The organism is Pseudomonas sp. CFBP 13711 (assembly GCF_014842265.1).
In the GTDB taxonomy this organism is placed as follows: Bacteria; Pseudomonadota; Gammaproteobacteria; order Pseudomonadales; family Pseudomonadaceae; genus Aquipseudomonas.
Window position 1 is genome coordinate 292,024 of sequence record NZ_JACYVI010000009.1, and the last position, 23,569, is coordinate 315,592.

The following is a 23,569-nucleotide window of genomic DNA, read 5'->3' on the forward strand; positions in this document are numbered from 1 at the left end:
CAAAAAAAGGGAGGGCCATGGTAGCGCATCTCGCTGGCAAGACAAGTCCGGGGCTTTAAGGTATATAGACGCGCATTCAGTGCGGTGAAACCCGTCGCACTCAGCGATACTGCGCCATCCCGTGCGTATCTCGCCCGCATTCTGCTTTGTCTGGAGCTGTTCATGACGCTACGTACGCTTGCTGTAATCAGCCTTGTGGGCCTGCTCGCTGCCTGCAGCACGGCCGAAGCGCCAAAACCTGCGGCGCCCGCCAAACCTGCGCCCAACGCCATTACGCTGCCGGAAGGACAAGGTCCGTTGCAGCCGTTCCAGCGCGAATTGAGCGGCCAGTTGCTGGGCGTGCCAGCCGGCGCGGAAGTCGAGCTGGCGCTGCTGGTGATCGACGATCGCAATCGCCCGCAGAAACTGCTGGCCAGCACCAAGCTGCTGGGGAACAACCAGTCGCTGCCGTTTCAGCTGCGCTTCAATCCTGAGGCCTTTCCGGTGGGCGCGCGCGTTGAACTGCGCGGCCGCGCCAGCAAGTCGGGGCAGCTGATTCTGCATCTGCCGTCCGTGCTGATCACCCAGCCCACCACTCAGGCGCTGGGTCAGCTGCAATTCGCTCCCGCGCCGTGACCGCTCCGTTTCACCTGCAAGCCGCATTGGGCGAACTGTTGGGCGATGCGCAACTGGTTGCCGAAGCGCTGCCGGGGACGGACCTGAAGCTGTGGCTGATCGACGCGAACAATATGGATCGCGCGTTCAGCCCCGAGGAAACCCGGCGCATTCTCGAAGACCCGCCCTACTGGAGTTTCTGTTGGGCCAGTGGCCTGGCGCTGGCGCGCTTTCTCGCCGAGCAGCCGCAGTGGGTTGCGGGCAAGCGCGTGCTGGATTTCGGCGCGGGCTCGGGTGTCGCAGGCATCGCGGCGATGAAGGCCGGGGCGCTCGAAGTCGTCGCCTGTGATCTCGATCCGCTGGCGATCGAGGCCTGCCGAGCCAACGCTGAGCTGAACGGCGTGACGCTTCAGTATTCGGGGGACTTCTTCGCCGAAGACGATCGTTTCGATCTGATCCTCGTGGCGGACGTGCTGTACGACCGCGCCAACCTGCCGTTGCTGGATCAGTTTCTCAGTCGTGGCAAACAAGCGTTGGTGGCCGATTCCCGGGTGCGGGACTTTCAGCACCCCTTGTATCAGCGACTGGGAATTCTGGAGGCGCTGACGCTGCCCGATCTGGCCGAGCCGTGGCAGTTTCGCAAGGTGAGTCTTTATCACGCGGTCAGGTGATGAGCCGCTAGGCGTCTGCAATTTGACGACAGGCATCAACCCCGCTTCCGACAATCCCCCCAGCCCTTTATAGTTCGCGCCATCAAGCCTTCTTTCGAGACCCGCGATGAGCCAGGACACGCCGTACATCTTTGATGCGACCACCGCCACTTTCGATCAGATGGTCATCGAGAATTCCTTTCACAAACCCGTGCTGGTGGATTTCTGGGCCGAGTGGTGCGCGCCGTGCAAGGTGCTGATGCCGCTGCTGCAACAGATTGCCGAGAGTTATCAGGGCGAGTTGCTGCTGGCGAAGGTCGACTGCGACGCTGAACAGGACATCGTGGCCCGCTTCGGCATTCGCAGCCTGCCCACCGTGGTGCTGTTCAAGGACGGCCAGCCGGTGGATGGGTTCTCCGGCGCCCAGCCTGAATCGCAAATCCGCGCACTGCTTGAGCCCCATGTGCAAATGCCACCGCCGGCCGCCGCCGACCCGCTGAAAACCGCGCAGGCGATGTTCGCCGAGAGCCATTTCGCCGAAGCCGAAGCGGTTCTGCAGACCATCCTCGCCGAGGACAACACCAACGCTGCCGCGCTGATTTTGTATGCGCGCTGCCTGGCCGAACGTGGCGAGCTGACGGAAGCGCGCACGGTGCTGGACGCGGTGAAGAGCGATGAGCACAAAGCCGCGCTGGCCGGGGCGAAGGCGCAATTGACGTTTCTGGCTGAAGCCGCCGCGTTGCCTGACGTCGCCGAGCTGAAGTCGCGCTTGGCGCAGAACCCGCAGGACGACGAAGCCGCGCACCAACTGGCGATCCAGCAATTGTCCCGTCAGCAATACGAAGCCGCGCTGGAAGGACTGCTCAAGCTGTTCATCCGCAACCGCAGCTACAACGAAGGCCAGCCGCACAAGACGCTGCTGCAGGTGTTTGACTTGCTGGGGAATGATCATCCGCTGGTCACGACCTACCGTCGTCGGCTGTTTGCGGCGCTTTACTAGCCTTCCCTGCTGAAGCCGGTCTTTTAATGGACCGAGCCAGTTCCAAGGAATGTACGCGGTCTACTTGTGGGACCGGCTTTAGCCGGGAAGAGGCCCGCACCAGCACCCTCAATTTTGTGGTGTGACGGCTGAAGCATTCCCGGCTAAAGCCGGTCCTACACGGGTCCAAAAACGGTTGTGTGTATCATTCGATCCAGTGATACACCGGCGTGTCGCCCTGGCTTTCCACTTTCACGTTGGCGCTGTGGCGCATCCGCACCATCAGGCGTTTGCCCGCAGCGGTGCTACCCGACAAACCTTCCAGCTGACCGAGTAGATCCGGCCCGGTCAGATGGCCCGCTTTGCGCAACAGCTCTTGAGCGATATCCCAGACAGCATCGTTGCGACTGGCCGCAGGCTTGACGGACGTATCAACCGGCGCCGACGTTGCCTGCACCTGCGCGCCTGACTGAATGCCCAGCCGTGCCCAGTCGGCGTCGTCCATTTCCACAGTCAGATCCACCGGCAGATCGCCGACGGTTCCACGGATTCGCAGCATGGGGTGTGTCCTCTGATAGGGCGGACCGGCATGGTCCCACAGGAATTGTCGACCTGCACGTGATCCCTGAAAGCTCACCCTCCCACAAGGCTGATTGAAAAAGTTAAGAAACAGCGCAACGCATTGTTATAAGATCACATAACAAATTTCAGACTCGCCCCCGGAGCTTCCCCATGCGTCGTTTGCTACTCGCCCTGCCCTTCGCCTTGCTGCCCCTCGCTGCTGCTCAAGCGGCTGATGAACATGACCACGATCATGAGCACGGCAGTCTCGGCGCGCATGTGCATGGTGTCGCGCGGCTGGATATGGCGCTGGACGGTCGCACTCTGGAACTGGAACTCGACACGCCGGCGATGAACATCGTCGGCTTCGAGCACCCGGCAACCACGGACGCTGACAAGATGACCTTGGCCCTGGCCAAGGAAACCCTGCTCAAACCCCACGCCCTGTTCAGTCTCCCGGAGGCAGCCGGATGCACCGCGACCAAACAGCGGGTGGAAAGCACGCTGTTCGGCGACAAGGATGACGACGATCACGACCACGCCGATGGCGACGCGGCTGAACACGAGCACAGCGAAATTCACGGCCACTATCAGTTCACCTGCAGCGCGCCGAACGTGCTCAACAAGCTCGATCTGACCCAGCTGTTCAAAAGCTTCCCGGCCACCCAGACCATTCAGGTGCAGCTGGTGACACCGAAACGCCAGATGGGCGCTGAAGTGCGTCCGAGCAATCCGGTGGTCAAGTTTTAACCAACGCCACTCCATCAGCGACCGGGCTTCCCGGTCGATCACTTTTCAAACGCACGTGTGGCCATGACTCAAGCGCTCATTGAATTGTCCGAACTCGGCTTCAGCTGGCCGGGGCATCCGCAGCTGCTGGACATTCAGGCGTTTCGCCTCGATGCCGGCGAAACCCTGTTTCTCAAAGGCCCCAGCGGCAGTGGCAAAACCACGCTGCTCGGTCTGCTGGGCGGTGTGCAGCGCCCCAACCGCGGCAGCGTTCGCCTGCTCGGCCAAGAACTGACACAGCTCTCGGCCGGCGCCCGGGACAGGTTTCGTGTCGACCACACCGGCTACATCTTTCAGCAATTCAATTTGCTGCCGTTTTTGTCGGTGCGCGAGAACGTCGAGCTGCCGTGCCGCTTTTCCAAATTACGCACCCAGCGGGCCACCCAACGCCACGGCAGCGTCGACATAGCGGCCGAAACCCTGCTCGCTCACTTGGGTTTGAAAGACCCCGAAATGCTCAGCCGCCGCGCCGATTCGCTGTCCATCGGTCAGCAGCAACGGGTTGCTGCCGCTCGCGCCCTGATCGGCCAGCCGGAGCTGGTGATCGCTGACGAACCCACCTCGGCGCTGGATGCCGACGCCCGCGAAGCGTTCATTCAGTTGCTGTTCGCCGAGTGCCGCGAGGCCGGCGCCAGCCTCTTATTCGTCAGCCACGATCAAAGCCTGGCGCCGCTGTTCGACCGCAACCTGTCGCTGGCCGAACTCAATCGCGCCGCCGTCGCTGCAGAGGTTTGAGATGTATCTTCTTCGTCTGGCGCTGGCCAGCCTCGCCAACCGCCGCTTCACTGCCTTCCTCACCGCATTCGCCATCGCCCTCTCCGTCTGCCTGCTGCTGGCGGTCGAACGGGTGCGCACCGAAGCACGCGCCAGTTTTGCCAGCACCATCAGCGGCACGGACCTGATCGTCGGCGCGCGCTCGGGATCGGTCAACCTGCTGCTGTACTCGGTGTTCCGCATCGGCAACGCCACCAACAACATTCGCTGGGACAGTTTCGAGCACTTCGCCAACAGCAAGCAGGTGAAGTGGGCGATTCCGATTTCCCTCGGCGACAGCCATCGCGGCTATCGGGTGATGGGCACCAACGAATCGTATTTCGAGCATTACCAGTACGGCCGTCAGCAGCACCTGGAGCTGGCCGACGGCCGGCCGTTCGCCACCGACCCGTTCGAGGTGGTGCTCGGCGCGGAAGTGGCGGACGCGCTGCATTACACGCTGGGCGACAAGCTGGTGCTGGCCCACGGCGTCGCGACGGTGAGTCTGGTCAAGCATGACGACAAGCCGTTCACCGTCGTCGGCATTCTCAAACGCACCGGCACGCCGGTGGACCGCACGCTGCACATTAGCCTCGGCGGCATGGAAGCGATTCACATCGACTGGCACAACGGCGTGCCCGCCCAAGGCGCCGGGCGTATCAGTGCCGACCAGGCCCGCAACATGGACCTCACGCCCACCGCCATCACTGCATTCATGCTCGGGCTGAACAGCAAGATCGCCACCTTCGCTGTGCAGCGCGACATCAACGAGTTCCGGGGCGAGCCGATGCTGGCGATTCTGCCGGGGGTGGCGTTGCAGGAGCTGTGGAGCCTGATGGGCACGGCTGAAAAAGCGCTGTTCGTGATTTCGCTGTTTGTGGTGCTCACCGGGCTGATCGGCATGCTGACGGCGATTCTCACCAGCCTCAACGAGCGGCGTCGGGAGATGGCGATTCTGCGCTCGGTGGGCGCACGCCCTTGGCACATCGCCAGTCTGCTGGTGCTGGAAGCGTTTGCCCTGGCGCTGGGAGGATCGGTTTGCGGACTGGCGCTGCTTTACATCGGCATTGCCTCCGCGCAGGGTTACGTGCAGGCCAATTACGGTTTGTACCTGCCGCTGTCCCTGCCAAGCACCTACGAATGGACGCTGCTGGCAGGCATTCTCGGCGCTGCCGTGTTGATGGGCACCGTTCCCGCGTGGCTTGCCTATCGCCAGTCGTTGGCAGACGGGTTGTCGATTCGTTTATGAGGTCGTTGTGATGCGAATGGGTTGGCTGCTGTGGTTGATGATCGTCGCAACGCCGTTGTGGGCCCAGGACCTGCGCGTGCTGACGTGGCAGGAAATGATCCCGCCCGACGCGCCACCGGTGAAGCTGATCACCGCGCCGATCCATAACCTGTCGAGCATGGCAGACACCCTGTCCGTCGAGTCCGCGCCGGCCGCCCATCAACTGGCGCCCCATGCACCGGTGGTCAAGTCGCTGGACGGCGAGCGAGTGCGTCTGCCGGGTTACATCGTGCCGCTGGAAGTCAGCGAGGAAGGCCGGGTGACGGAGTTTCTGTTGGTCCCATATTTCGGCGCCTGCATTCATGTGCCTCCACCGCCGCCGAATCAGATCGTCCACGTGACCAGCGAACTGGGCGTCAAGGTGGACGAGCTGTACCAGCCCTACTGGATCGAAGGCCCGATGCAGGTCAAATCCTCGACCACCGAACTGGCCGACGCGGGTTACCAGATGGAAGCGGACAAGATTCTGGTGTACGAAATGCCAGATGAGCAGTGAGGGTCGTTAGCAGGCACACCCTAATTGCACTTTCATTGAGCCAGGTCAAAAACCGCGAAACAGACGCTTCGTAACATACGGCATCTCTTTTTATGCCCTTACGGAGCCCCCATGCACAAGTCCCTGCTCAGCGTGCCCCTGCTCGCGCTTGCACTCGGTGTCCCTCTCGCCGCTCACGCCCACCAGGCCGGTGACTTCATCATTCGCGCCGGTGCTGCCACGACGGCGCCCAACGAAGAAAGCGGAAACCTGAAGCTGGACGGCACCAAAGTCCCGGGTACCAAAGCGACGCTGGACAGCGACACCCAACTGGGGCTGGCCTTCGCCTACATGCTCACCGATTACGTGGGCCTTGAGTTGCTGGCGGCAACGCCCTTCCAGCACACTGTCGCGGTTAAAGGCCTGGGCCCGGGTCTGGATGGCAAGCTGGCGGACGTGAAACAGCTGCCGCCAACCCTGTCGCTGCAGTACTACCCGATGGACGCGACGTCGAAATTCCAGCCATACGCCGGTGTCGGCGTGAACTACACCTGGTTCTACGACGAAAACCTGAGCAGCGAACGCAAAGGACAGGGCATGAACAACCTGCACATCAAGAATTCGTGGGGCTGGGCCGGTCAGATCGGCGCGGACTACATGCTGACGGACAAGATCATGCTCAACGCCGCCGTCTGGTACGTGGACATCGACACCCAAGCCACGCTGGACGGTCCGTCGGCGCTGGGCGTCGGCCGAACCAAAGTGAACGTGGACGTCGATCCATGGGTGTACATGGTCGGCGTGGGCTACAAGTTCTAAGCGCTTGAAGTTCGAAGCGTTTGCGCCCGAACCAGCAGGCACAAAAAAGGCACCTCCTCGGTGCCTTTTTGCTGCGCGGGTTTCAGCGCCCCAGCAGCCGCGCCAGCCCGACTTTCAGCGGCGTCGGCTCGGGCACCTTAAAGCGCTCAAGCAGACGCTGATTGCTGGCACGTGAATGCTTGATGTCACCCGAACGTGCCGGCAGGTAGCTCACCGGCGGCAGATCTCCCACCACCTCGGCAAGGGCGCTCAGCAGCTCATTCAACGAAGTCGTCGCGTTCAGCCCGACATTGACTGCGCCCTCTGCCACCGTCGGCATCTCGATGCCCTGCACCACAAGGTCCACCAGGTCCTCGACGTAGAAGAAGTCCCGGGTCTGCTCGCCGTCGCCGAACACCGCAATCGGCAGACCGTTTACCGCCCGCTCTGCGAAAATGCTGATCACGCCGGAGTACGGCGAAGAAGGGTCCTGACGCGGGCCGAAGATGTTGAAGAAGCGGAAAATCACGGGCTCGAAACCGTGCTGGCGACGATAGAAATCGAAGTAGTGCTCACCGGCCAGTTTGTCCGACGCGTAGGGGGTCAGCGGCGCTTTCGGCGTGTCTTCGGTGATGGCCTCGCCTTCACCGTTATTGCCGTAAACCGCAGCGCTGGAAGCAAACACCACGCGTTTGATACCGGCCTCGCGCATCGCTTCACAGACATTTAGCGTGCCGATGAAATTGCTCTGGTGCGTCTTCACCGGATCATCCACCGAGGCCTGCACCGACGCGACGGCAGCCAGGTGCGCCACGGCCTGACAACCCACCGCCGCCCGGGCCACCAGCGCGGCATCGGCGACATCACCTTCGATCAACTCGACACGGGGATTGTCCAGAGGCAGGTTGCTGCGTTTGCCGGTGGAAAGATCGTCGAGGATGCGTACCGCGTAGCCCTTGGCGAGCAGCGCGTCGGTCAGGTGCGAACCGATGAAACCGGCGCCGCCGGTGATGAGGACAGGAGCATCAGACATGGCGGTAATAGCGGTCCAGTAGGTTGGGCAAACCAGCACGCCAGGCGCGTGGCTTGATACCGAAAGTGTGGAGAATTTTCTTGCAGGCGAGCACGGCGTTCTGCGGCTCTTCGCTGGCGTCCGGGCGCGCGGCGTGGGCCTGGGCGGTCGGCGTTTCGATTGCCAGCGGGCGCAGCAGACGTGCTTCGGTCAATACGGCCTGACCGAACGCCAATGGCGTGGTCGCTTCGTGCCCGGCGTAGTGGTAAGTGCCCCACAGCGGCGCGGCGCAATCGAGCTGTTTGAGCACCGAAATGATGACCCTTGCGGCGTCATCGACCGGGGTCGGATTGCCACGACGGTCGTCCGCCAGCAGCAATTCACCGGGGGATTCGGCGCGGCTGAGAAAGCGCCCGAGCACGCCTTCGGCGCTGTCGTCGAGCAGCCAGCCGAACCGAAGCAGCACGTGCTGCGGGCAGGTGGCGCGCACGCTTTGCTCGATGCGCCACAAGGCCTGGCCACGGGAACCCAGCGGCACGGGCTCGTCTTTTTCGCTGTAAGCCGTCGCCCGCGAACCGTCGAACACGCGGTAGCTGGACGGTTGGACGAGGACGATATTGTGGTGCTGGCACAGTTCAGCGAGACGCTCGACGGAGCGTTCCTGATTGTCCAGCCTGTCAGCGCTCACCCGCTCCGCCTGAAACCAGTCGAAGTAGTAAGCGAGATTGATCAAGGCATCCGGGCGGGTGTCATCGAGCAGTTGCGTCAGGCTTGCCGCGTCCCAACCGTCTTGGGGTGGACGCGGCGCGAGGAAACCAATGTTCTCCTCGGCACCTAGACGAATCAACGCCTGCCCGAGGGCATTCCCGCCGCCCAACAGCATAAGGCGCATTCGCATAGAGTCAGCAGGCTCAGTCTTCAGGTCGATTAAAAATAGGTGAAAAACGTCCGCAAACATAACACGTCATCGGGCAAGTCCCAACAACGGCGGGCATGCGCGCGTGCGGCGCCCTGAAACGCGTCTCCGATCACTCGCCCTTGTGTCTTCCCCTGAGCATCTGACCCTTGCATCTACCCGCCGGCGCCCGCATTAATTGCGCATGAACCTTCCCCAGACGCCCGACCCGGTGCTCGACGCCTTTCATCCGGCGGTCAGCGCGTGGTTTCGCTCCACGTTCCCGGCCATTACCGCGGCCCAGGCCCAGGCGTGGCCGCTGATCAAACGACGCGAGTCCACATTGATTGCCGCGCCCACCGGCTCCGGGAAAACCCTGACGGCGTTTCTGGCAGTCATCGATGATCTGGTGCATCAAGGACTGGAGCACGGCGGCGAGCTGCCGAATGAGACCTTCGTGGTCTACGTCTCGCCCCTGAAAGCGCTGTCCAACGACATCCAGATCAACCTGCAGAATCCGTTGGCGGGCATCACCGATCAATTGGTTCAGCAAGGCCTGCCGGGGCTGCGCATCACCACCGCCGTGCGCACCGGTGACACGCCGCAGAAAGAACGTACGGCCATGCGCAAAACCGCGCCGAATATTTTGGTCACGACGCCGGAATCGCTTTATGTGCTGCTGGGATCCGACTCCGGCCGGCGCATGTTGTCGAGCACGCAGACCGTCATCGTTGATGAGATTCACGCCATCGCTGCGGGTAAGCGCGGCAGTCATCTCGCACTGACCCTCGAGCGTTTGCAGGCGCTGTGTGCAAAGCCGCTGCTGCGCATCGGGCTGTCGGCGACGCAAAAGCCCATCGAGCGGGTGTCACGCTTTCTGGTCGGCAGCGATCCGCTCAGCCGTCCCTGCGCCATCGTTGACATCGGTCACGCGCGTCCTCGGGATCTGGCCATCGAAGTGCCGCCGGTTGCCTTGAGCGCCGTGATGTCCAGTGACGTCTGGCAACTGGTCTATGACCGGCTCGCGGTGCTGGCGCGCGAACACCGCACCACTCTCATCTTCGTCAACACCCGGCGGCTGGCTGAGCGCATGGCGCGGCATCTGAGTGAGCGACTGGGCAAAGAGGCGGTAGCGGCCCACCACGGCAGCATGGCAAAAGAGCAACGACTCGACGCCGAGCAGCGCCTCAAGCGCGGTGACCTGCAGGTGTTGATCGCCACGGCTTCGCTGGAGCTGGGGATTGATATCGGTGACGTCGATCTGGTTTGCCAGATCAGTTCGCCCCGATCCATCGCTTCCTTCTTGCAGCGGGTCGGTCGTTCCGGGCACCACGTAGGCGGGACGCCCAAGGGACGGCTGTTTGCTGTTTCCCGGGATGATCTGATCGAGTGCGCGGCGCTGCTGGATTGCGTGCGTCGCGGCGAGCTCGACACACTGGTCATTCCCGAGGCGCCGCTGGATGTGCTGGCGCAGCAGATCATTGCCGAGGTCAGCTGTCAGGAATGGCAGGAGCAGGACCTGCTGGCGCTGTTCCGCAAGGCCTCGCCCTACGCCGAAGTCGACGAAACCCATTATCAGGCGCTGCTCAGCATGCTCGCCGAGGGTTACAGCGGGCGTCAGGGCGTGCGCGCGGCGTACCTGCATCGCGACGCGGTAACCCGCACGTTGCGTGGTCGGCGCGGCAGCAAACTCACCGCGGTCACCAGCGGCGGCACGATTCCGGACAATGCCGATTACAGCGTGGTCCTCGAACCCCAGGCGCTCAACATCGGCACCGTCAACGAAGACTTCGCCGTGGAAAGCGCGGCGGGTGACATCTTCCAGCTGGGCAACACGTCCTACCGCATTCTGCGGATCGAGTCCGGCCGCGTGCGGGTCGAGGACGCCCACGGCATGCCGCCGAACATCCCGTTCTGGATGGGCGAGGCCCCGGGGCGCAGCGATGAATTGTCTTTTGCCGTCGCACGTTTGCAGGCCGACATCGATGAGCAGCTCAGCGCCCATCCCGGCAACCTTCTGGCCTGCACGGACTGGCTGATGAAAAGCCTGGGCCTGGATCTCGCGAGCGCCGAGCAGATCATTGAATACCTCGCCCGCGCGCACTCGGCCCTGGGTGCGCTGCCGTCACAGGACACGCTGGTCATTGAGCGCTTTTTCGATCAGTCCGGCGGCACGCAGCTGGTGATTCATTCCCCGTTCGGCAGCCGGGTCAATCGTGCGTGGGGCCTGGCGCTGCGCAAGCGCTTCTGCCGCACCTTCAACTTCGAGCTGCAAGCCGCCGCCAGCGAGGACGCCATCGTGCTGTCGCTGTCCACGGCGCACAGTTTTGCGCTCGATGAAGTCTGGCGTTATCTCAACTCCGCCACTGCCGAGCATTTACTGATTCAGGCAGTGCTGGATGCGCCGCTGTTCGGCGTGCGCTGGCGCTGGAACGCCGGTGTCGCACTGGCCCTGCCGCGTTACACCGGCGGGCGAAAAGTGGCGCCGCAGCTGCAGCGGATCAAGAGCGATGACCTGATCGCCACGGTGTTTCCGGACCAGATCGCCTGCCTGGAAAATCTGGTGGGCGAGCGCGACGTGCCCGAGCATCCACTGATCGAGCAAACTCTGGACGATTGCCTGCACGAAGCCATGGACGCCGAAGGCTGGCTCAAACTGCTGCGCCGCATGGAGAGCGGCGAAGTGCGTCTGGTCAGTCGCGATCTGCCCGCGCCCTCTCCACTCGCAGCGGAAATTCTCAACGCCAAGCCGTATGCGTTTCTCGACAACGCGCCGCTGGAAGAACGTCGCACCCAGGCGGTGCTGAATCGGCGCTGGAGCGATCCGGAATCCACCGATGATCTCGGCGCGCTGGATGTCGATGCGATCAAAGCGGTGGCCGATGAAGCCTGGCCGCAGCCGCAAAGCGTGGATGAGATGCACGAGGCGCTGATGACCCTGGGCTGCATCACCGGCGTTGAGGCCCGCGAGCACGGCGACTGGATGAAATGGCTGGAAAGTTTGGCCCGCTCAGGCCGGGGCACGCGCTTGCAGGTCACCCCGGAGCAGGCGTTGTGGATTCCGCTGGAGCGGCTGACCTGTTTGCAGGCGATCTATCCCGCCGCCGAAATGCACCCGCCCTTGGCGGCATTGGCCGGGTTCGATGAAACGTGGAGCGAGGACGAAGCGCGCGTAGAAATCGTGCGGGCGCGGCTTGGCGGTTTCGGCCCGCTGACGGTTCCCGCCATTGCCGAGCCGTTGGCGCTGACGCACAGCGAAGTCGCACAGGCGCTGGCCCAGCTGGAGAACGAAGGTTATGTGCTGCGCGGCCAGTTCAACCCTGACGCCCGCGAGGAACAATGGTGCGAGCGGCATCTGCTGTCGCGTATCCACCGGTATACGGTCAAACGCCTGCGCCGGGAAATCGAGCCGGTGTCGCTGCAGGACTTCACCCGCTTCCTGTTCGACTGGCAGCATCTGTCCGCCACGACCCAGAGTCAGGGCAAAGCCGCCTTGCCGGAAGTCGTCGCGCAACTGGAGGGTTTTTCGTCGGCGGCAGGCGCCTGGGACAGTGATCTGCTTCCAGCCCGCTTGAAGGACTATTCATCGATCTGGCTGGATGACCTGTGTCGGTCCGGCAAGGTGGTGTGGATGCGCCTGACCAGCCGCAACAAGGTCGGCAGCGCTGCGTTGCGCAGTACGCCGATTGTGCTGCTGCCGCGACCGCAGGTTCGCCTGTGGACCGGGCTGACCGAACAGCCGGCGCCGATCGAGTTATCACTGCGCGCGCAGAAGGTCCATGAAGTGTTGTCCAGCCAGGGCGCGATGTTTTTCGATGAGCTGACCTCCGAAGCTCACTTGCTGCGGGCTGAACTGGAAACGGCGCTGCAGGAATTGGTCGGCGCAGGGCTGGTCAATGCCGACAGCTTCGCCGGGCTGCGCGCGCTGATCACCCCGGCGAGCAAACGCAGCAGCCACACCAGCCGACGCAATCGCGGCGCCTTCATTGGCGGCATGGACGATGCCGGGCGCTGGGCGTTGTTGCGTCGCGCGCCGGCGAAGGAAGAAGGCGTGTCGCAACGGATCGACAGCGACACACTGGAGCATGTCGCCATGACCTTGCTGCGTCGATACGGCGTGGTGTTCTGGCGCCTGTTGGAGCGCGAGGCGGACTGGCTGCCGACGTGGCGCGAGTTGCTGCGCACGTTCCATCGGCTTGAAGCTCGCGGAGAGATTCGCGGCGGGCGCTTCGTTGCCGGCCTGGCCGGTGAGCAATTCGCGCTGCCCGAAGCCATCCCGTTGTTGCGCGAAGTCCGCAACCGCCCGCTGGACGGCAGCTTGATTGCCGTCAGCGGGGTCGACCCGCTCAACCTCGCCGGGACGCTGCTGCCCGGCGCGAAAGTCCCGGCGATTGTCGGCAACAAGCTGGTTTACCGCGACGGCATTCCCATCGCCGCCATCATCGCCGGCAAGCCCCAGTACTGGGGCGAGGTGGATGAGGCGCTGATGTTGCAGGTGCGTGATCGGCTGTTCCGGTAGATCTCAAACCGGGCTTTCGGACCCGTCCTTGTTCACCACCGATATCTTGCCGGGCAGCGCTTGTTGCTCAGCGCCCTCTTCCCCCTCAGGTGCCTGACGATTGTGTGGGCTCATCACCAGTTGTGGATAAGTTTGCGCGAATCGCACCTCAGCCGACTTATCCACAAGCCGCTTGAGCCGGTCGTTGAATGCACGGCTCACCGCGTACTGCCCACCCGAAGAGGTGCGGAACTGCGCCGTGATGACGATCCCATTCATGTCCATGCGGTCCAGCCCGAACACCTCCAGCGGCCCCTGCAGTTTGCTCGCCAGCAGCAAATCGTCGCTGATCGACTGGCCCGCTTCACGAATCAGCGAGGTCGCCGCGTCAACGTCCGTGTCATAAGTGAACTGGAACGAGAAAAACGCATAAGCGAACTGTCGGGACTGGTTGGTGACGGCCTTGATCTGTCCGAACGGCACCGAATGCACGAAGCCCTTGCCGTCGCGCAGACGCAGGGTGCGGATGGTCAGGCTCTCGACGGTACCGGCGTGGCCCGAATCCAGCACCACCCAGTCGCCGATGGAGATGGTGTCCTCGATGATGATGAACAGTCCGGTAATGACGTCCTGCACCAACTGCTGCGAACCGAAACCGATCGCCAGACCGACTACCCCGGCACCGGCCAGCAGTGGCGCGACGTTGATGCCCAGGTTCGCCATCGTCGTGATGGTGCAGATCACCACCAGGATGATCTTCATCGCGTTGCGCAACAGCGGCAGGATGGTCTTCACCCGCGTGCTCGGCTGACGCGCGGAACGTCCATTGGCCGGAGGCTTCAGGGCTTCCTGAATGGCCGTGTCCATTACCACCCACAGCAGCCAGGTCACCAGAAGAATCAGACCGATGCTGCTCAGCGAATCGCTGATCACTTTGCCCAGCGCATTGCGTTGGGCGAATTCAAACAGCGAGAAGCCCCAGATCCGGCCCAGCAACTCGATGAAGCCGATCGCCAGCGCGATACGCATGACGGCGTGCAACAGGCTCAGCAGACGCTCCTTGTAAACACTGTCGGTTCGCGCCTCGGTGGGCTTGAACACGTGCTGGAACAAGGTGCTGAGAAACACCGCGCCGATCAACAGGACCGTCGTCAGCAACGCGCAACGCAAGGCTTCCTGGCTGCCTTCGCCGGCGCCGATCAGATTCACCGCCGAGACCAGAATCATCAGCAGGATCGGCAAGTGCCACAGGCTGGAGAAAATCTTCAGCGTCTGTTGCACCGCGGGCCGCGCCAGCCGGGCGCCGAGGGAACGGTTGCGGATCAGATGGGCGATCGGCCGACGCATGCGGATGACGACCATGCCAAACATGACCGACGCCATCAGCCCGGTAAACGCGGCGATGCTGGTGGTCACGTTGCCGCCGAACAGCCGGGCAATCTGCGGACTGGTCAGCGCGTCGCTCAACGCCGCGAGAAAGCCGATGATGAACAACGGGTGCGGCGCGTAGTGACGAATGATGCGCACCGCCGGCCGTTTGTGGCCCGAATTGAACAGCACGATCAGCGACAACAGCACGGATGTGGAGAAAATTCCGCTGCTGGTCGAGTACGCCAGACACAGCGCCAGCGCGCGCCCCACCGAGGTCGGCATGAAGTGACTGACGTAGAGGGTCAGCGGCAGGCAGATCAGCGCCGGCACCATGTATGGCAGCACATAGCCCAGCACCCCGACCACGCGATCGCGGCGAATCAGGAACCGATGCCGTGATAACCGAGTGACCAGAAACGCGCCGATTCGGTTGAGCAGCAGGAACGCGCCCGCCCACACCAGGGACAGCATCACGAAATCGCCGGCAATCCGCCACGCTGAGCGCGACTGCGGCTTGTTGACCAGCGCGTCGATCTCGTCAGCGGCTCGGTCGGCGCGCAGGCGCCAGGAGTCGAGCAAGTGGCCATCCACATCGAGCTTGTCTTGAACGCTGTCGATGCTGGAACTGATGGCGCCGAGCAATCCGCCTTTGACCAGAATCTCCGCTTTGGCAGGATCCTCTGGCGCCGGGTCGGCAGGTGCGGCAGCGCCAGCAGTGGGAGCAGTGGCAGCGGCGGGGGCGTCGGCGGCTTGAACATTGACGCTGAAAACGCTTAACAGCAGGCACAGCAACAGAAAGGGTTTGAAATTCGGCAAAACGCGAGTCACTCCTTCGGTCAGGGAACCGTGGAAAAATCGGCCCTCTGGAACTGATCGAATTTCATCCAGCAAGTTCGTTTCCAAGGCGCAATCGTCATGTTGGCCGTTGACGGTCTGCCCGCCAGCAAATGTAACGAACCTTTACCGAGCCGCTTCGTCGTAGCCTTAACGAGGGCGACTGTCTCCAGTGCGCCCGCTCCGCCGAGGATCAACTCCATGTCGCTTATCCATCCCAAAGCTCATTTCCGTCCCTACACGTCTGCCGCCGGCGGCTGGGGCTCGGCAAAGTCGGTGATGGAGATCCTCTGGCGCGAGCAGGCGCCGATTCGAGCAGGCCTGCCGCTGATCAAGCAAAACAAGCCCGGCGGTTTTGCCTGCGTCAGCTGCGCGTGGGCCAAGCCCGGCAAACCCCACAGCCTCGAGTTTTGCGAAAACGGCGCGAAGGCCACTGCTTGGGAGCTGACGTCGCGCAAGACCGACCCGGCCTTTTTCGCCCGGCACACGCTCACCGAACTGCGCCAGTGGCCCGATTACGACCTTGAGCAACAGGGCCGCCTCACGCACCCCATGCGGTACAACGCAGCGACCGATCGCTATCAGGAAACCACGTGGGAGGAAGCCTACCGTGACATTGGCGCGCAGCTGAAAAGCATGACGCCCGACAGCGTGGTTTTTTATGCATCGGGCCGGGCCTCGCTGGAAACATCGTTCATGTACCAGCTCATCGCCCGCGCCTACGGCAACAACAATCTGCCCGACAGCTCGAACATGTGCCACGAGAGCACCTCGGTAGGCTTGCAGGAAAGTATTGGGGTACCTGTAGGAACGGTGACGCTGGATGACTTCGAGCACACCGACTGCATCCTGTTTTTCGGCCAGAACGTAGGCAGCAACAGCCCACGGATGCTGCATCAACTACGTGAAGCCCGGCAGCGTGACGTGCCGATCATCACTTTCAACCCGATCCGCGAGCGCGGCCTCGAGCGCTTCGTCAATCCGCAGTCCCCCGTGGAAATGCTCGGGCCGAAGTCGACGGTCATCAGCACCCAATACCATCAGTTGGCAATCGGTGGCGACACGGCGGTTGTGCTAGGCATCGCCAAGTCGCTGTTTGAAATGGATGAAGCGGCGCTGGCAAAGGGTCAGCCCGGGATCATCGATCAGGCGTTTATCGCCCAGCACACTGAAGGGTTTGCCGAGTTCTGCGACTGCGTGCTCCAAACACCGTGGGAAACCATCGAGCGTCAGGCAGGACTCAGCCGTAGCGCGCTGGAGGCAGTGGCGACGGTGTACGCCAGACACGAGCGCGTGATGCTGGTGTACGGCATGGGCATCACCCAACACCGGCGCGGGGTGACCAACGTGCAAATGTTGGTGAATTTGCTCCTGCTGCGCGGCAACATCGGCAAGCGCGGCGCCGGGATTTGCCCGGTGCGAGGTCACTCCAATGTGCAGGGGCAGCGCACGGTTGGCATTACCGAAGACCCGAAAAAAATTCCTGTGGATAAGATTGAGGCGCTGTATGGCTTCTCGGTCCCGTCGAAAAAAGGCTTGAACACCGTTGAGACCTGCGAAGGACTGCTGGATGGGAGCGTGCGCGGATTCATCGGGCTCGGCGGGAATTTTCTGCGGGCTATCCCGGACACTTCCCGCATGGAGCCGGCCTGGAACACGTTGGACCTGAACGTCCAGATAGCGACCAAGCTGAACCGCACACATCTAGTCCCGGGGAAAAACGCGTGGATCCTGCCCTGCCTCGGGCGCATCGAAAAGGATGTGCAAAATGGCGTCGAGCAGGTCTATACCACTGAAGACAGCACCGGCTGCGTGCGGGCCTGGCAGGGTAATAGCGAACCCGCCAGCGCCCATCTCCGCGCCGAAATCGCCATCCTCGCGGGCATCGCCGAGGCAACGTTACCTGGGACCACTCAAATCGACTGGGACGCCTGGCGCCGCGATTACGCGCTGATTCGTCAGGGCATCGCTCAGGTCTACCCCGAGATTTTCCACGACATGGAAACCCGCATGTGGGAAACCGGCGGTTTTCATCGCCCCATTGCCGCAGCGAAGCGTGAATGGAAAACCGAGAGCGGTCGCGCAATGTTCATTACGCCCGAGCTGCTTGAAGAAGACGATGACGTGTACCCGAACCATACTCGCCGCGACGTGCTGCAACTGATGACGCTGCGCAGCAACGACCAGTTCAACACCACGATCTACGGCTACGAAGATCGCTTCCGTGGCGTCAGCGGCACCCGCGCGGTCATCTTCATGAACCGTAATGATGTCCTGCGAATGGGCTTCAAACCGGGAGACTGGGTCAACGTCACCACCGCCATCGAGCCGCAGGTCACGCGTTCGGTAGGGCCTCTGCAGATCATCGCTTACGACATCCCCGAAAACTGCTGCGCAGCGTACTACCCCGAGTGCAACCCACTCGTTCCGTTGTGGCACCACGCTGAACGCAGCAAGGTGCCTGCGGCCAAATCCATCCCCGTTACGCTGGCCAAGGCCTCACCCAGCGCAGCCGATTTGAAACGTGCGCTGCCGGAGTCCGATCAGGTGCGTTGAGCCTGTTTTTGAATGAGTGGCTTGACGCAGGAGAACGTACGTTCTACCTTCTGCGTCATGAATATATCAACGAACCTCACCCGTGAGAAAATCCTCGCGACTGCCGAGCAACTCATTTATCAGAACGGCATCCAGGCCACCGGCATGGACCTTCTGGTAAAGACGTCGGGCGTCGCGAGGAAAAGCATCTATCGCTATTTCGCCACCAAAGACGATGTGGCCGCCGCTGCACTCAACGCCCGTGACGTGCGCTGGATGGACTGGTTCCGGACTGAGTCCGACAAGGCTGACACCTCTGAAGCGCGCATCCTGAATATGTTTGACGTGCTCAAAGGCTGGTTCGAGTCCGAAGGCTTTCGCGGCTGCGCGTTCATCAACACGGCAGGTGAAGTGGGCGACCCGCAAGACCCCATCCGTCTGATCGCCAAACTGCATAAACAAAAGCTGCTGGACTACACACTGGAGCTCTGCGAGCAGATTGGGATTGCCGATCCGCAAGCCTTGGCCAAGCAGTTACTCATCCTCATGGAAGGCGCGATCACCGTCGCCCGCGTCATAGGTGACTACAGTGCTGCTGAAAACGCCAAGGCGGTTGCGCAACTGATGCTGGAGCAGCGTTTGCGTTCCAGTTCCTAGCCTTAAACGTCCCACCCACCACCGAATCATCACCGCCTGGAGGTCCACCATGTCGTCCAATGCCCAGACTCGCCCGCCACTTCCCCCTTTCACCCGCGAATCCGCCATCGAGAAGGTTCGCCTGGCTGAAGATGGCTGGAACAGCCGTGACGCCGAAAAGGTTTCGCTGGCCTACACACTCGACACCAAGTGGCGCAACCGCGCCGACTTCGCCGAGAACCGTGAAGAGGCGAAAAATTTCCTGATACGCAAGTGGAACAAGGAGCTCGACTATCGCCTGATCAAAGAGCTCTGGGCGTTCACCGATAACCGCATCGCGGTGCGTTACGCGTACGAATGGCACGACGACTCAGGCAATTGGTTCCGCTCGCACGGCAACGAGAATTGGGAATTCAATGAAGACGGCTTGATGGCGCGGCGATTCGCTTGCATCAATGACATGCCGATCAAAGAAGCGGATCGCAAGTTTCACTGGCCGCTGGGCCGTCGTCCTGACGATCATCCCGGGTTGTCGGATCTGGGTTTGTAATCCTCGAACGCGACCCAAAACAAAGCCCCCGACAGCTGAGCTGTGCGGGGGCTTTTGTTTGCAGCGTTATTGCGTTTGGGTAACGCGCTGCTTAAAAATCTTCTGTACAGCTGAGGGAACTACTTCGCAGTAAAAATAGTTGTAAATCAGCCAGATGCCCAATCCCGAACGGCATTTTGTCTAGTATTTTGCTAAATTTCCACCTAAAAAGCGCCTTATTCTTTACATGTGCCACAACGAGCTATTCCTGTCTCCCCAGCAAAGGCAGAGAGGAAGCAGGTAACGGGGACAGAGGCTGCAATGACACCCGAACAGGTACTCGGGGATTTCGATCTCTGGCTTACCTGCCATGGCAAACGCTGCTCCCACGTCAACACGGGAGACGATGGATACGTAGGTTGTATAGGTGGAAGTATTCCCGTTAATTTCGTGACTGGATGTGTGATGAACGACGCACCCGAGCCAATGATGAGGGCGCTATGCAAGAGCTGACGACAACCCACCAGAACGATCAGCGTCGGCTCACAGCAGGTCGAATTTCAGACACTGACCCGGGTTCCGGCCGCGGTCGAGTGGTTTGCCAACCTGGACTACCCTCGAACACGACGCGCCTACCAAAATGATCTAGAAGACTTCTGCGGCTTTGTGGATTTGGCCTCCGCAGATGAGTTTCGCGTCGTCATCCGTTCGCACGTTTTGGCCTGGCGTGCCCAGCCCGAGCATCGCGGTTTGGCCGGCGCCACGATCCGGCGCAAATTGGCCGCGCTGGCCAGCCTCTTAGATCCCCTCTGGAGAGCAACGCGATCGCCGGCGGCAATCCCGTGCATGGGGTGAAACGACCGAAGATTAAAAGCAACGAAGGCAAAACCCCGGCAATGGGCGATCACCAGGCGAAGGCGCTGCTCGAGGCGCCCGATGAAACAACCCTGAAAGGGCAGCGCGACCGGGCAATACTGGCTGTTCTTCTTTATCACGGGCTGCGCCGCGAAGAAGCGGCCTGCTGCAGGTGAGCGACATCCAGGAGCGCCATGGTATTCAGCATTTGAAGGTGCATAGCAAGAGCGGAAAGGTGCGCTACCTGCCGATGCACCCGGTGGCAGCTGGGCGCATTCATCAGTACCTGGAAAGCTCAGAGCATCATATGGCCGACAGAAAGGTGCCGCTGTTCATACCGCCGCGAGGCAAGCTGGCCGGTGCCGGCATCACGGCCAACGGCATATATACGGTAGTCGCGGCGTACGCGAAAAAAGCCGGGATTGAAGTCGACGGCCTGGGCGTCCATGGTCTCAGCGTAACCGCAGCCACCAATGCCCTGGAGCACGAGGCCGACATCGCCAAGGTCCAGGCTTGGCTCGGACTTGCCAACATCAGCACGACCAAGATCTACAACAGCCGGGAGAATCGCTCGGGGTTTACATTTTCCGTGATCTGCGGCACGGGGGTTTAATGTGTAGAACGGCCCATGGTCGCGTCCTGAGTTGGACTAAGCAGATTGTCAGGCAGTGAGAGAACCTTGCGTTGAAAACTAGCGAATTTCATCGGTGAGTATGTATATGTTTTCACTAACAAGCTCGTATTAATAATGATTGACACACCCGTGAGCAGGGTGGCCAGCATTTTCATTTGACGTAGCATTAGACATTACCGCCCCGTGATACGACAGTGAAGTTCAACGATTGGAATTCATAGGTATTCTATGAACTACTAGCACGAGTGGCTCTGGCATAGGGTATCCCGACGAACACGATTTTGATCCCAAGAGTGGAATGCGGTGCAATACAGATTGCGTTCAGGTATCATTGCGAAACGAGCTTTACATTTCGCCAAACTCATGCATGGATGGACTAATGTTTTCTTTGCTTCAAAAATCAGTATATTTGTTTTTCTTAGGCATCATTAGCTTTACCGTAAGCGCTACCGAACTTAATCATTGGCCACCATCAATAGCGAGTCATCTGAACAATTTAATAAATTCAAATAAAAATATCGGCGCCTACGCAGTGTTTGACATGGACAACACTAGTTATCAATATGACTTGGAAGAAGCGCTACTCCCTTTTCTGGAGATGAAAGGATTACTTAACCGAGAAAACCTTGACCCCTCCCTAAAGCTCATTCCTTTCAAAGATGTAAACGGCCACAAAGAAAGCCTGAGCAGTTATTATTACCGGCTTTGTGCTTTTGACAATATGGTCTGTTACCCTTGGGCAGCACAGGTATATTCAGGGTTCACCTTGGCTCAGCTCAAAGGATATGTTGACGAACTAATGGCCTATGAAAAACCAATTCCTATCTATCAGTATGATAAAAACAATATTATTGAGATTCGCGAAGTTCGCGCACCTAAATTATATGCAGGCCAGCAGGAACTTTATCGTAAACTGATGGAAAATGGTATTAACGTTTATGTAGTGTCAGCAGCGCATGAGGAATTAGTGAGGATGATTGCTAGCGACCCCCGTTATGGCTATGGGGTAAAACCACAAAATGTTATAGGTGTTACGACATTGCTTAGTGATCGAGAAAGCGGAGAATTGACGACTTCGCGTAAGCAGATCGCAGAAGGCCGTTACAATTCTGTTGCCAATCTCAAGCTCAAAATGTCCTCATATTTGTGGACTCCTGCAACCTGGTTTGCTGGTAAGCCTGCTGCGATTTCTACCTACATTAATCAGTGGAAAAAACCTATTCTCGTTGCGGGTGATACTCCAGACAGCGATGGCCCTATGCTTTTCCATGCGCTGGATTCAACAAAAGGCGGTATGCGTCTCTGGTTGGATAATAATGCTAAATCTCGAACCGAGATCGACACTATGATCAAGGATAATGCCAAAGCTCAGGCCGAAAATGGAATAGCGGTAACCGCAGACAAAAATTGGATCTTTGTGAGGCCCGACCAAATCAACTAGGTTGAGGTGTGGATGGCCGTCACCGCAGAAAGGTTGACCTCGCTGGCTACCGGGCTGAGTAAGGAAGTTGATCAGTTTCGTTGAGTGATACACGCGCTGGCCGTGTACTCAGGGCGTAATCAACCGCCGCTGCCTGCACGTTCCAGCAGCCACTGACAGAAACTGCGTACCGAGGCTGGAGGGTTGCGGTGGTGAGGCTGCATCAGATGCAAGCGTCCTCGACTAACCATCGTATCTGGTAAGGCCATGACCAGACGCCCGGACGCCAGTTCGGTCTCCAGCAGGCTGCGCCAGCCCAGGGAAACGCCTTGCCCGCGGATGGCTGATTGCATCAGCAGTTCATAGCTGTTGGTGCGCAGTGCATGACGTGGGGTGCTGTACACCGCGCCGATGGCTGCAAACCAGTCCGCCCAGGTCAGCCAGTCATGGAAATGGTCTTCAACGATCAGCAACGTGTGGGAGGTCAGCAGTTGTTGCGCACTCTGAATAATGCCGCGTCGCGCCAGGTATTCGGGGCTGCATACGCTGATGACCTGTTCGTGCTGGAATACCGGCGATAGATCCAGTCCGTGGGGTGAGAGGAGTTCGTCCAGGTGATAGAACAATCCAAGATCATATTCGCTGACGTCGATATGTTGCGGGCTTTCGCTGCACAGGATGCGGATGTGTAGATCCGGGTGCAGGCTCTCGAACTCCGGCAGCAATTGCGCCAACCATATAGAGCTGATAGTGGGTGTGCTGGCCAGCGTCAGCTGACCATCCGCACCGCGACGACGCAGTTCCGCCGACTCGCGATCAAGCTCTCGCAACAGTCGTTGCACTGTACGGAAATACTGATTGCCAGCGGGGGTCAGGGTGAGTCCCGTTGCCTGTCTGTGAAATAAAGGTCGGGCCAGGTTTTCTTCCAGCCGTTTGATCTGGCGACTTACCGCACTCTGGGTCAGGTTCAATTCGTAAGCGGCCTGAGTGAAGCTCAGTTGGCGTGCAGCCGCTTCGAAGGTTTGTAGACAATTGAGTGGCGGTAGGTCGACATTACGGCGCGACATGGCAATTCCAGAGACGAGAGGCGGGCCCAGGCAGAACCGGCCTGCGGCCATCCTGCCATCCTGCCATCCTGCCATCCTGCCATCCTGCCATCATCTGTATCACAATGCGACTCGGGCCACTCGTTCCTCCCAGGTGCGGAGATGGATCTCCTTGCCGTTTTCTCGCGCCACTTGCTCAGCGCTGACATAGAACCACTGCTCATCAGCGCAGATACTTAATTGGCTATCAACCTCCACCCCCCATTCGTCCCGGCCTGCCCGGTAGGACCATTGGATATCCGCCCGGGCAGACAACGGATCCCACGGCAGGATCCGATATTGCTCGGAGCATTTCGGCGAAAGCCTTATCACCAGCAGAATCACCAGTTGGGTGTTTATATCCTCCATGTTGACGCT

The 23,569-nt window shown here is 60.5% G+C and carries 20 protein-coding genes and 1 pseudogene; 14 read left to right on the forward strand and 7 right to left on the reverse strand.

The genetic code is table 11. The features are described from left to right. The first annotated feature begins 162 nt into the window (after positions 1-162). The 3 genes from IFT47_RS18315 (at position 163) to trxA (ending at position 2,244) form a co-directional block, all read left to right on the forward strand. Positions 163-615 (forward strand): hypothetical protein, encoded by a 453-nt coding sequence (locus IFT47_RS18315; protein WP_192173804.1) that lies wholly within the window; start codon positions 163-165, stop codon positions 613-615. Beyond that, entirely contained in the window at positions 612-1,265 is a 654-nt protein-coding gene (locus IFT47_RS18320; protein ID WP_192173805.1) for a 50S ribosomal protein L11 methyltransferase, read from the forward strand. The genes IFT47_RS18315 and IFT47_RS18320 overlap by 4 nt, the downstream gene beginning before the upstream one ends. 106 nt (positions 1,266-1,371) lie before the next feature. Continuing rightward, positions 1,372-2,244 carry a thioredoxin gene (gene trxA / locus IFT47_RS18325; RefSeq protein ID WP_192173806.1) on the forward strand — a complete coding sequence of 291 codons (873 nt, stop codon included), beginning with the start codon at positions 1,372-1,374 and terminating at the stop codon, positions 2,242-2,244. Positions 2,245-2,428: 184 nt separating this feature from the next. Here the strand turns inward: trxA and IFT47_RS18330 are convergent, their stop codons facing one another. Continuing rightward, the gene (locus tag IFT47_RS18330; protein ID WP_192173807.1) at positions 2,429-2,782 is read right to left on the reverse strand and encodes a hypothetical protein; all 354 of its coding nucleotides are present in this window, start codon (positions 2,780-2,782) and stop codon (positions 2,429-2,431) included. Between the two features lie 173 nt (positions 2,783-2,955). Here IFT47_RS18330 and IFT47_RS18335 point away from each other — a divergent pair, with 173 nt between their 5' ends. The 5 genes from IFT47_RS18335 to IFT47_RS18355 all read left to right on the forward strand — a co-directional run bounded on the left by IFT47_RS18335 (position 2,956) and on the right by IFT47_RS18355 (position 6,908). Further along, positions 2,956-3,534 carry a DUF2796 domain-containing protein gene (locus tag IFT47_RS18335; RefSeq protein WP_122536840.1) on the forward strand — a complete coding sequence of 193 codons (579 nt, stop codon included), beginning with the start codon at positions 2,956-2,958 and terminating at the stop codon, positions 3,532-3,534. Between the two features lie 63 nt (positions 3,535-3,597). Beyond that, positions 3,598-4,308: an ABC transporter ATP-binding protein gene (locus tag IFT47_RS18340; protein WP_192173808.1), complete on the forward strand. Its 711-nt coding sequence runs from the start codon at positions 3,598-3,600 to the stop codon at positions 4,306-4,308. A 1-nt stretch (position 4,309) separates the two neighbouring features. Beyond that, complete coding sequence (locus IFT47_RS18345; protein WP_192173809.1) at positions 4,310-5,575, forward strand: ABC transporter permease; 1,266 nt, start codon at positions 4,310-4,312, stop codon at positions 5,573-5,575. A 10-nt stretch (positions 5,576-5,585) separates the two neighbouring features. Further along, positions 5,586-6,110 carry a DUF3299 domain-containing protein gene (locus IFT47_RS18350; protein ID WP_192173810.1) on the forward strand — a complete coding sequence of 175 codons (525 nt, stop codon included), beginning with the start codon at positions 5,586-5,588 and terminating at the stop codon, positions 6,108-6,110. Between the two features lie 111 nt (positions 6,111-6,221). Next, complete coding sequence (locus IFT47_RS18355) at positions 6,222-6,908, forward strand: OmpW/AlkL family protein (protein ID WP_192173811.1); 687 nt, start codon at positions 6,222-6,224, stop codon at positions 6,906-6,908. Between the two features lie 82 nt (positions 6,909-6,990). Here IFT47_RS18355 and IFT47_RS18360 read toward each other — a convergent pair whose 3' ends face one another. Next, complete coding sequence (locus IFT47_RS18360; protein ID WP_192173812.1) at positions 6,991-7,920, reverse strand: NAD-dependent epimerase/dehydratase family protein; 930 nt, start codon at positions 7,918-7,920, stop codon at positions 6,991-6,993. Next, the gene (locus tag IFT47_RS18365) at positions 7,913-8,797 is read right to left on the reverse strand and encodes a sugar nucleotide-binding protein (RefSeq protein ID WP_122536834.1); all 885 of its coding nucleotides are present in this window, start codon (positions 8,795-8,797) and stop codon (positions 7,913-7,915) included. Before IFT47_RS18365 ends, IFT47_RS18360 begins: the two co-directional genes overlap by 8 nt. Before the next feature lie 202 nt (positions 8,798-8,999). Between IFT47_RS18365 and IFT47_RS18370 the strand changes: the two genes are divergently transcribed. Continuing rightward, complete coding sequence (locus tag IFT47_RS18370) at positions 9,000-13,313, forward strand: DEAD/DEAH box helicase (protein ID WP_192173813.1); 4,314 nt, start codon at positions 9,000-9,002, stop codon at positions 13,311-13,313. 3 nt (positions 13,314-13,316) lie between these two features. Here IFT47_RS18370 and IFT47_RS18375 read toward each other — a convergent pair whose 3' ends face one another. Together IFT47_RS18375 and IFT47_RS18380 are read right to left on the reverse strand one after the other, a co-directional pair. Next, on the reverse strand, positions 13,317-15,479 hold the full coding sequence (locus IFT47_RS18375) for a mechanosensitive ion channel family protein (RefSeq protein WP_192173814.1): 2,163 nt from the start codon (positions 15,477-15,479) through the stop codon (positions 13,317-13,319). Between the two features lie 20 nt (positions 15,480-15,499). Continuing rightward, positions 15,500-15,700 (reverse strand): hypothetical protein, encoded by a 201-nt coding sequence (locus tag IFT47_RS18380; RefSeq protein ID WP_192173815.1) that lies wholly within the window; start codon positions 15,698-15,700, stop codon positions 15,500-15,502. Here IFT47_RS18380 and IFT47_RS18385 point away from each other — a divergent pair. The 5 genes and pseudogenes from IFT47_RS18385 to IFT47_RS18405 all read left to right on the forward strand — a co-directional run bounded on the left by IFT47_RS18385 (position 15,699) and on the right by IFT47_RS18405 (position 22,127). Further along, positions 15,699-18,053 carry an FdhF/YdeP family oxidoreductase gene (locus tag IFT47_RS18385; protein WP_192173816.1) on the forward strand — a complete coding sequence of 785 codons (2,355 nt, stop codon included), beginning with the start codon at positions 15,699-15,701 and terminating at the stop codon, positions 18,051-18,053. The two genes, IFT47_RS18380 and IFT47_RS18385, sit on opposite strands and share 2 nt — an antisense overlap. Before the next feature lie 57 nt (positions 18,054-18,110). Then, positions 18,111-18,689 (forward strand): TetR/AcrR family transcriptional regulator, encoded by a 579-nt coding sequence (locus IFT47_RS18390; protein ID WP_192173817.1) that lies wholly within the window; start codon positions 18,111-18,113, stop codon positions 18,687-18,689. A gap of 49 nt (positions 18,690-18,738) precedes the next feature. After that, positions 18,739-19,218, forward strand: coding sequence for a nuclear transport factor 2 family protein (locus IFT47_RS18395; protein ID WP_192173818.1), 480 nt, complete (start codon positions 18,739-18,741; stop codon positions 19,216-19,218). A gap of 479 nt (positions 19,219-19,697) precedes the next feature. Then, a pseudogene (locus IFT47_RS18400) lies at positions 19,698-20,665 on the forward strand (tyrosine-type recombinase/integrase). Between the two features lie 400 nt (positions 20,666-21,065). Beyond that, the gene (locus tag IFT47_RS18405; RefSeq protein ID WP_244655996.1) at positions 21,066-22,127 is read left to right on the forward strand and encodes a haloacid dehalogenase-like hydrolase; all 1,062 of its coding nucleotides are present in this window, start codon (positions 21,066-21,068) and stop codon (positions 22,125-22,127) included. A 119-nt stretch (positions 22,128-22,246) separates the two neighbouring features. Here IFT47_RS18405 and IFT47_RS18410 read toward each other — a convergent pair whose 3' ends face one another. Together IFT47_RS18410 and IFT47_RS18415 are read right to left on the reverse strand one after the other, a co-directional pair. Next, on the reverse strand, positions 22,247-23,173 hold the full coding sequence (locus tag IFT47_RS18410; protein WP_192173820.1) for a LysR substrate-binding domain-containing protein: 927 nt from the start codon (positions 23,171-23,173) through the stop codon (positions 22,247-22,249). A 99-nt stretch (positions 23,174-23,272) separates the two neighbouring features. Continuing rightward, the gene (locus IFT47_RS18415; RefSeq protein ID WP_192173821.1) at positions 23,273-23,560 is read right to left on the reverse strand and encodes a hypothetical protein; all 288 of its coding nucleotides are present in this window, start codon (positions 23,558-23,560) and stop codon (positions 23,273-23,275) included. Positions 23,561-23,569 lie beyond the last annotated feature (9 nt).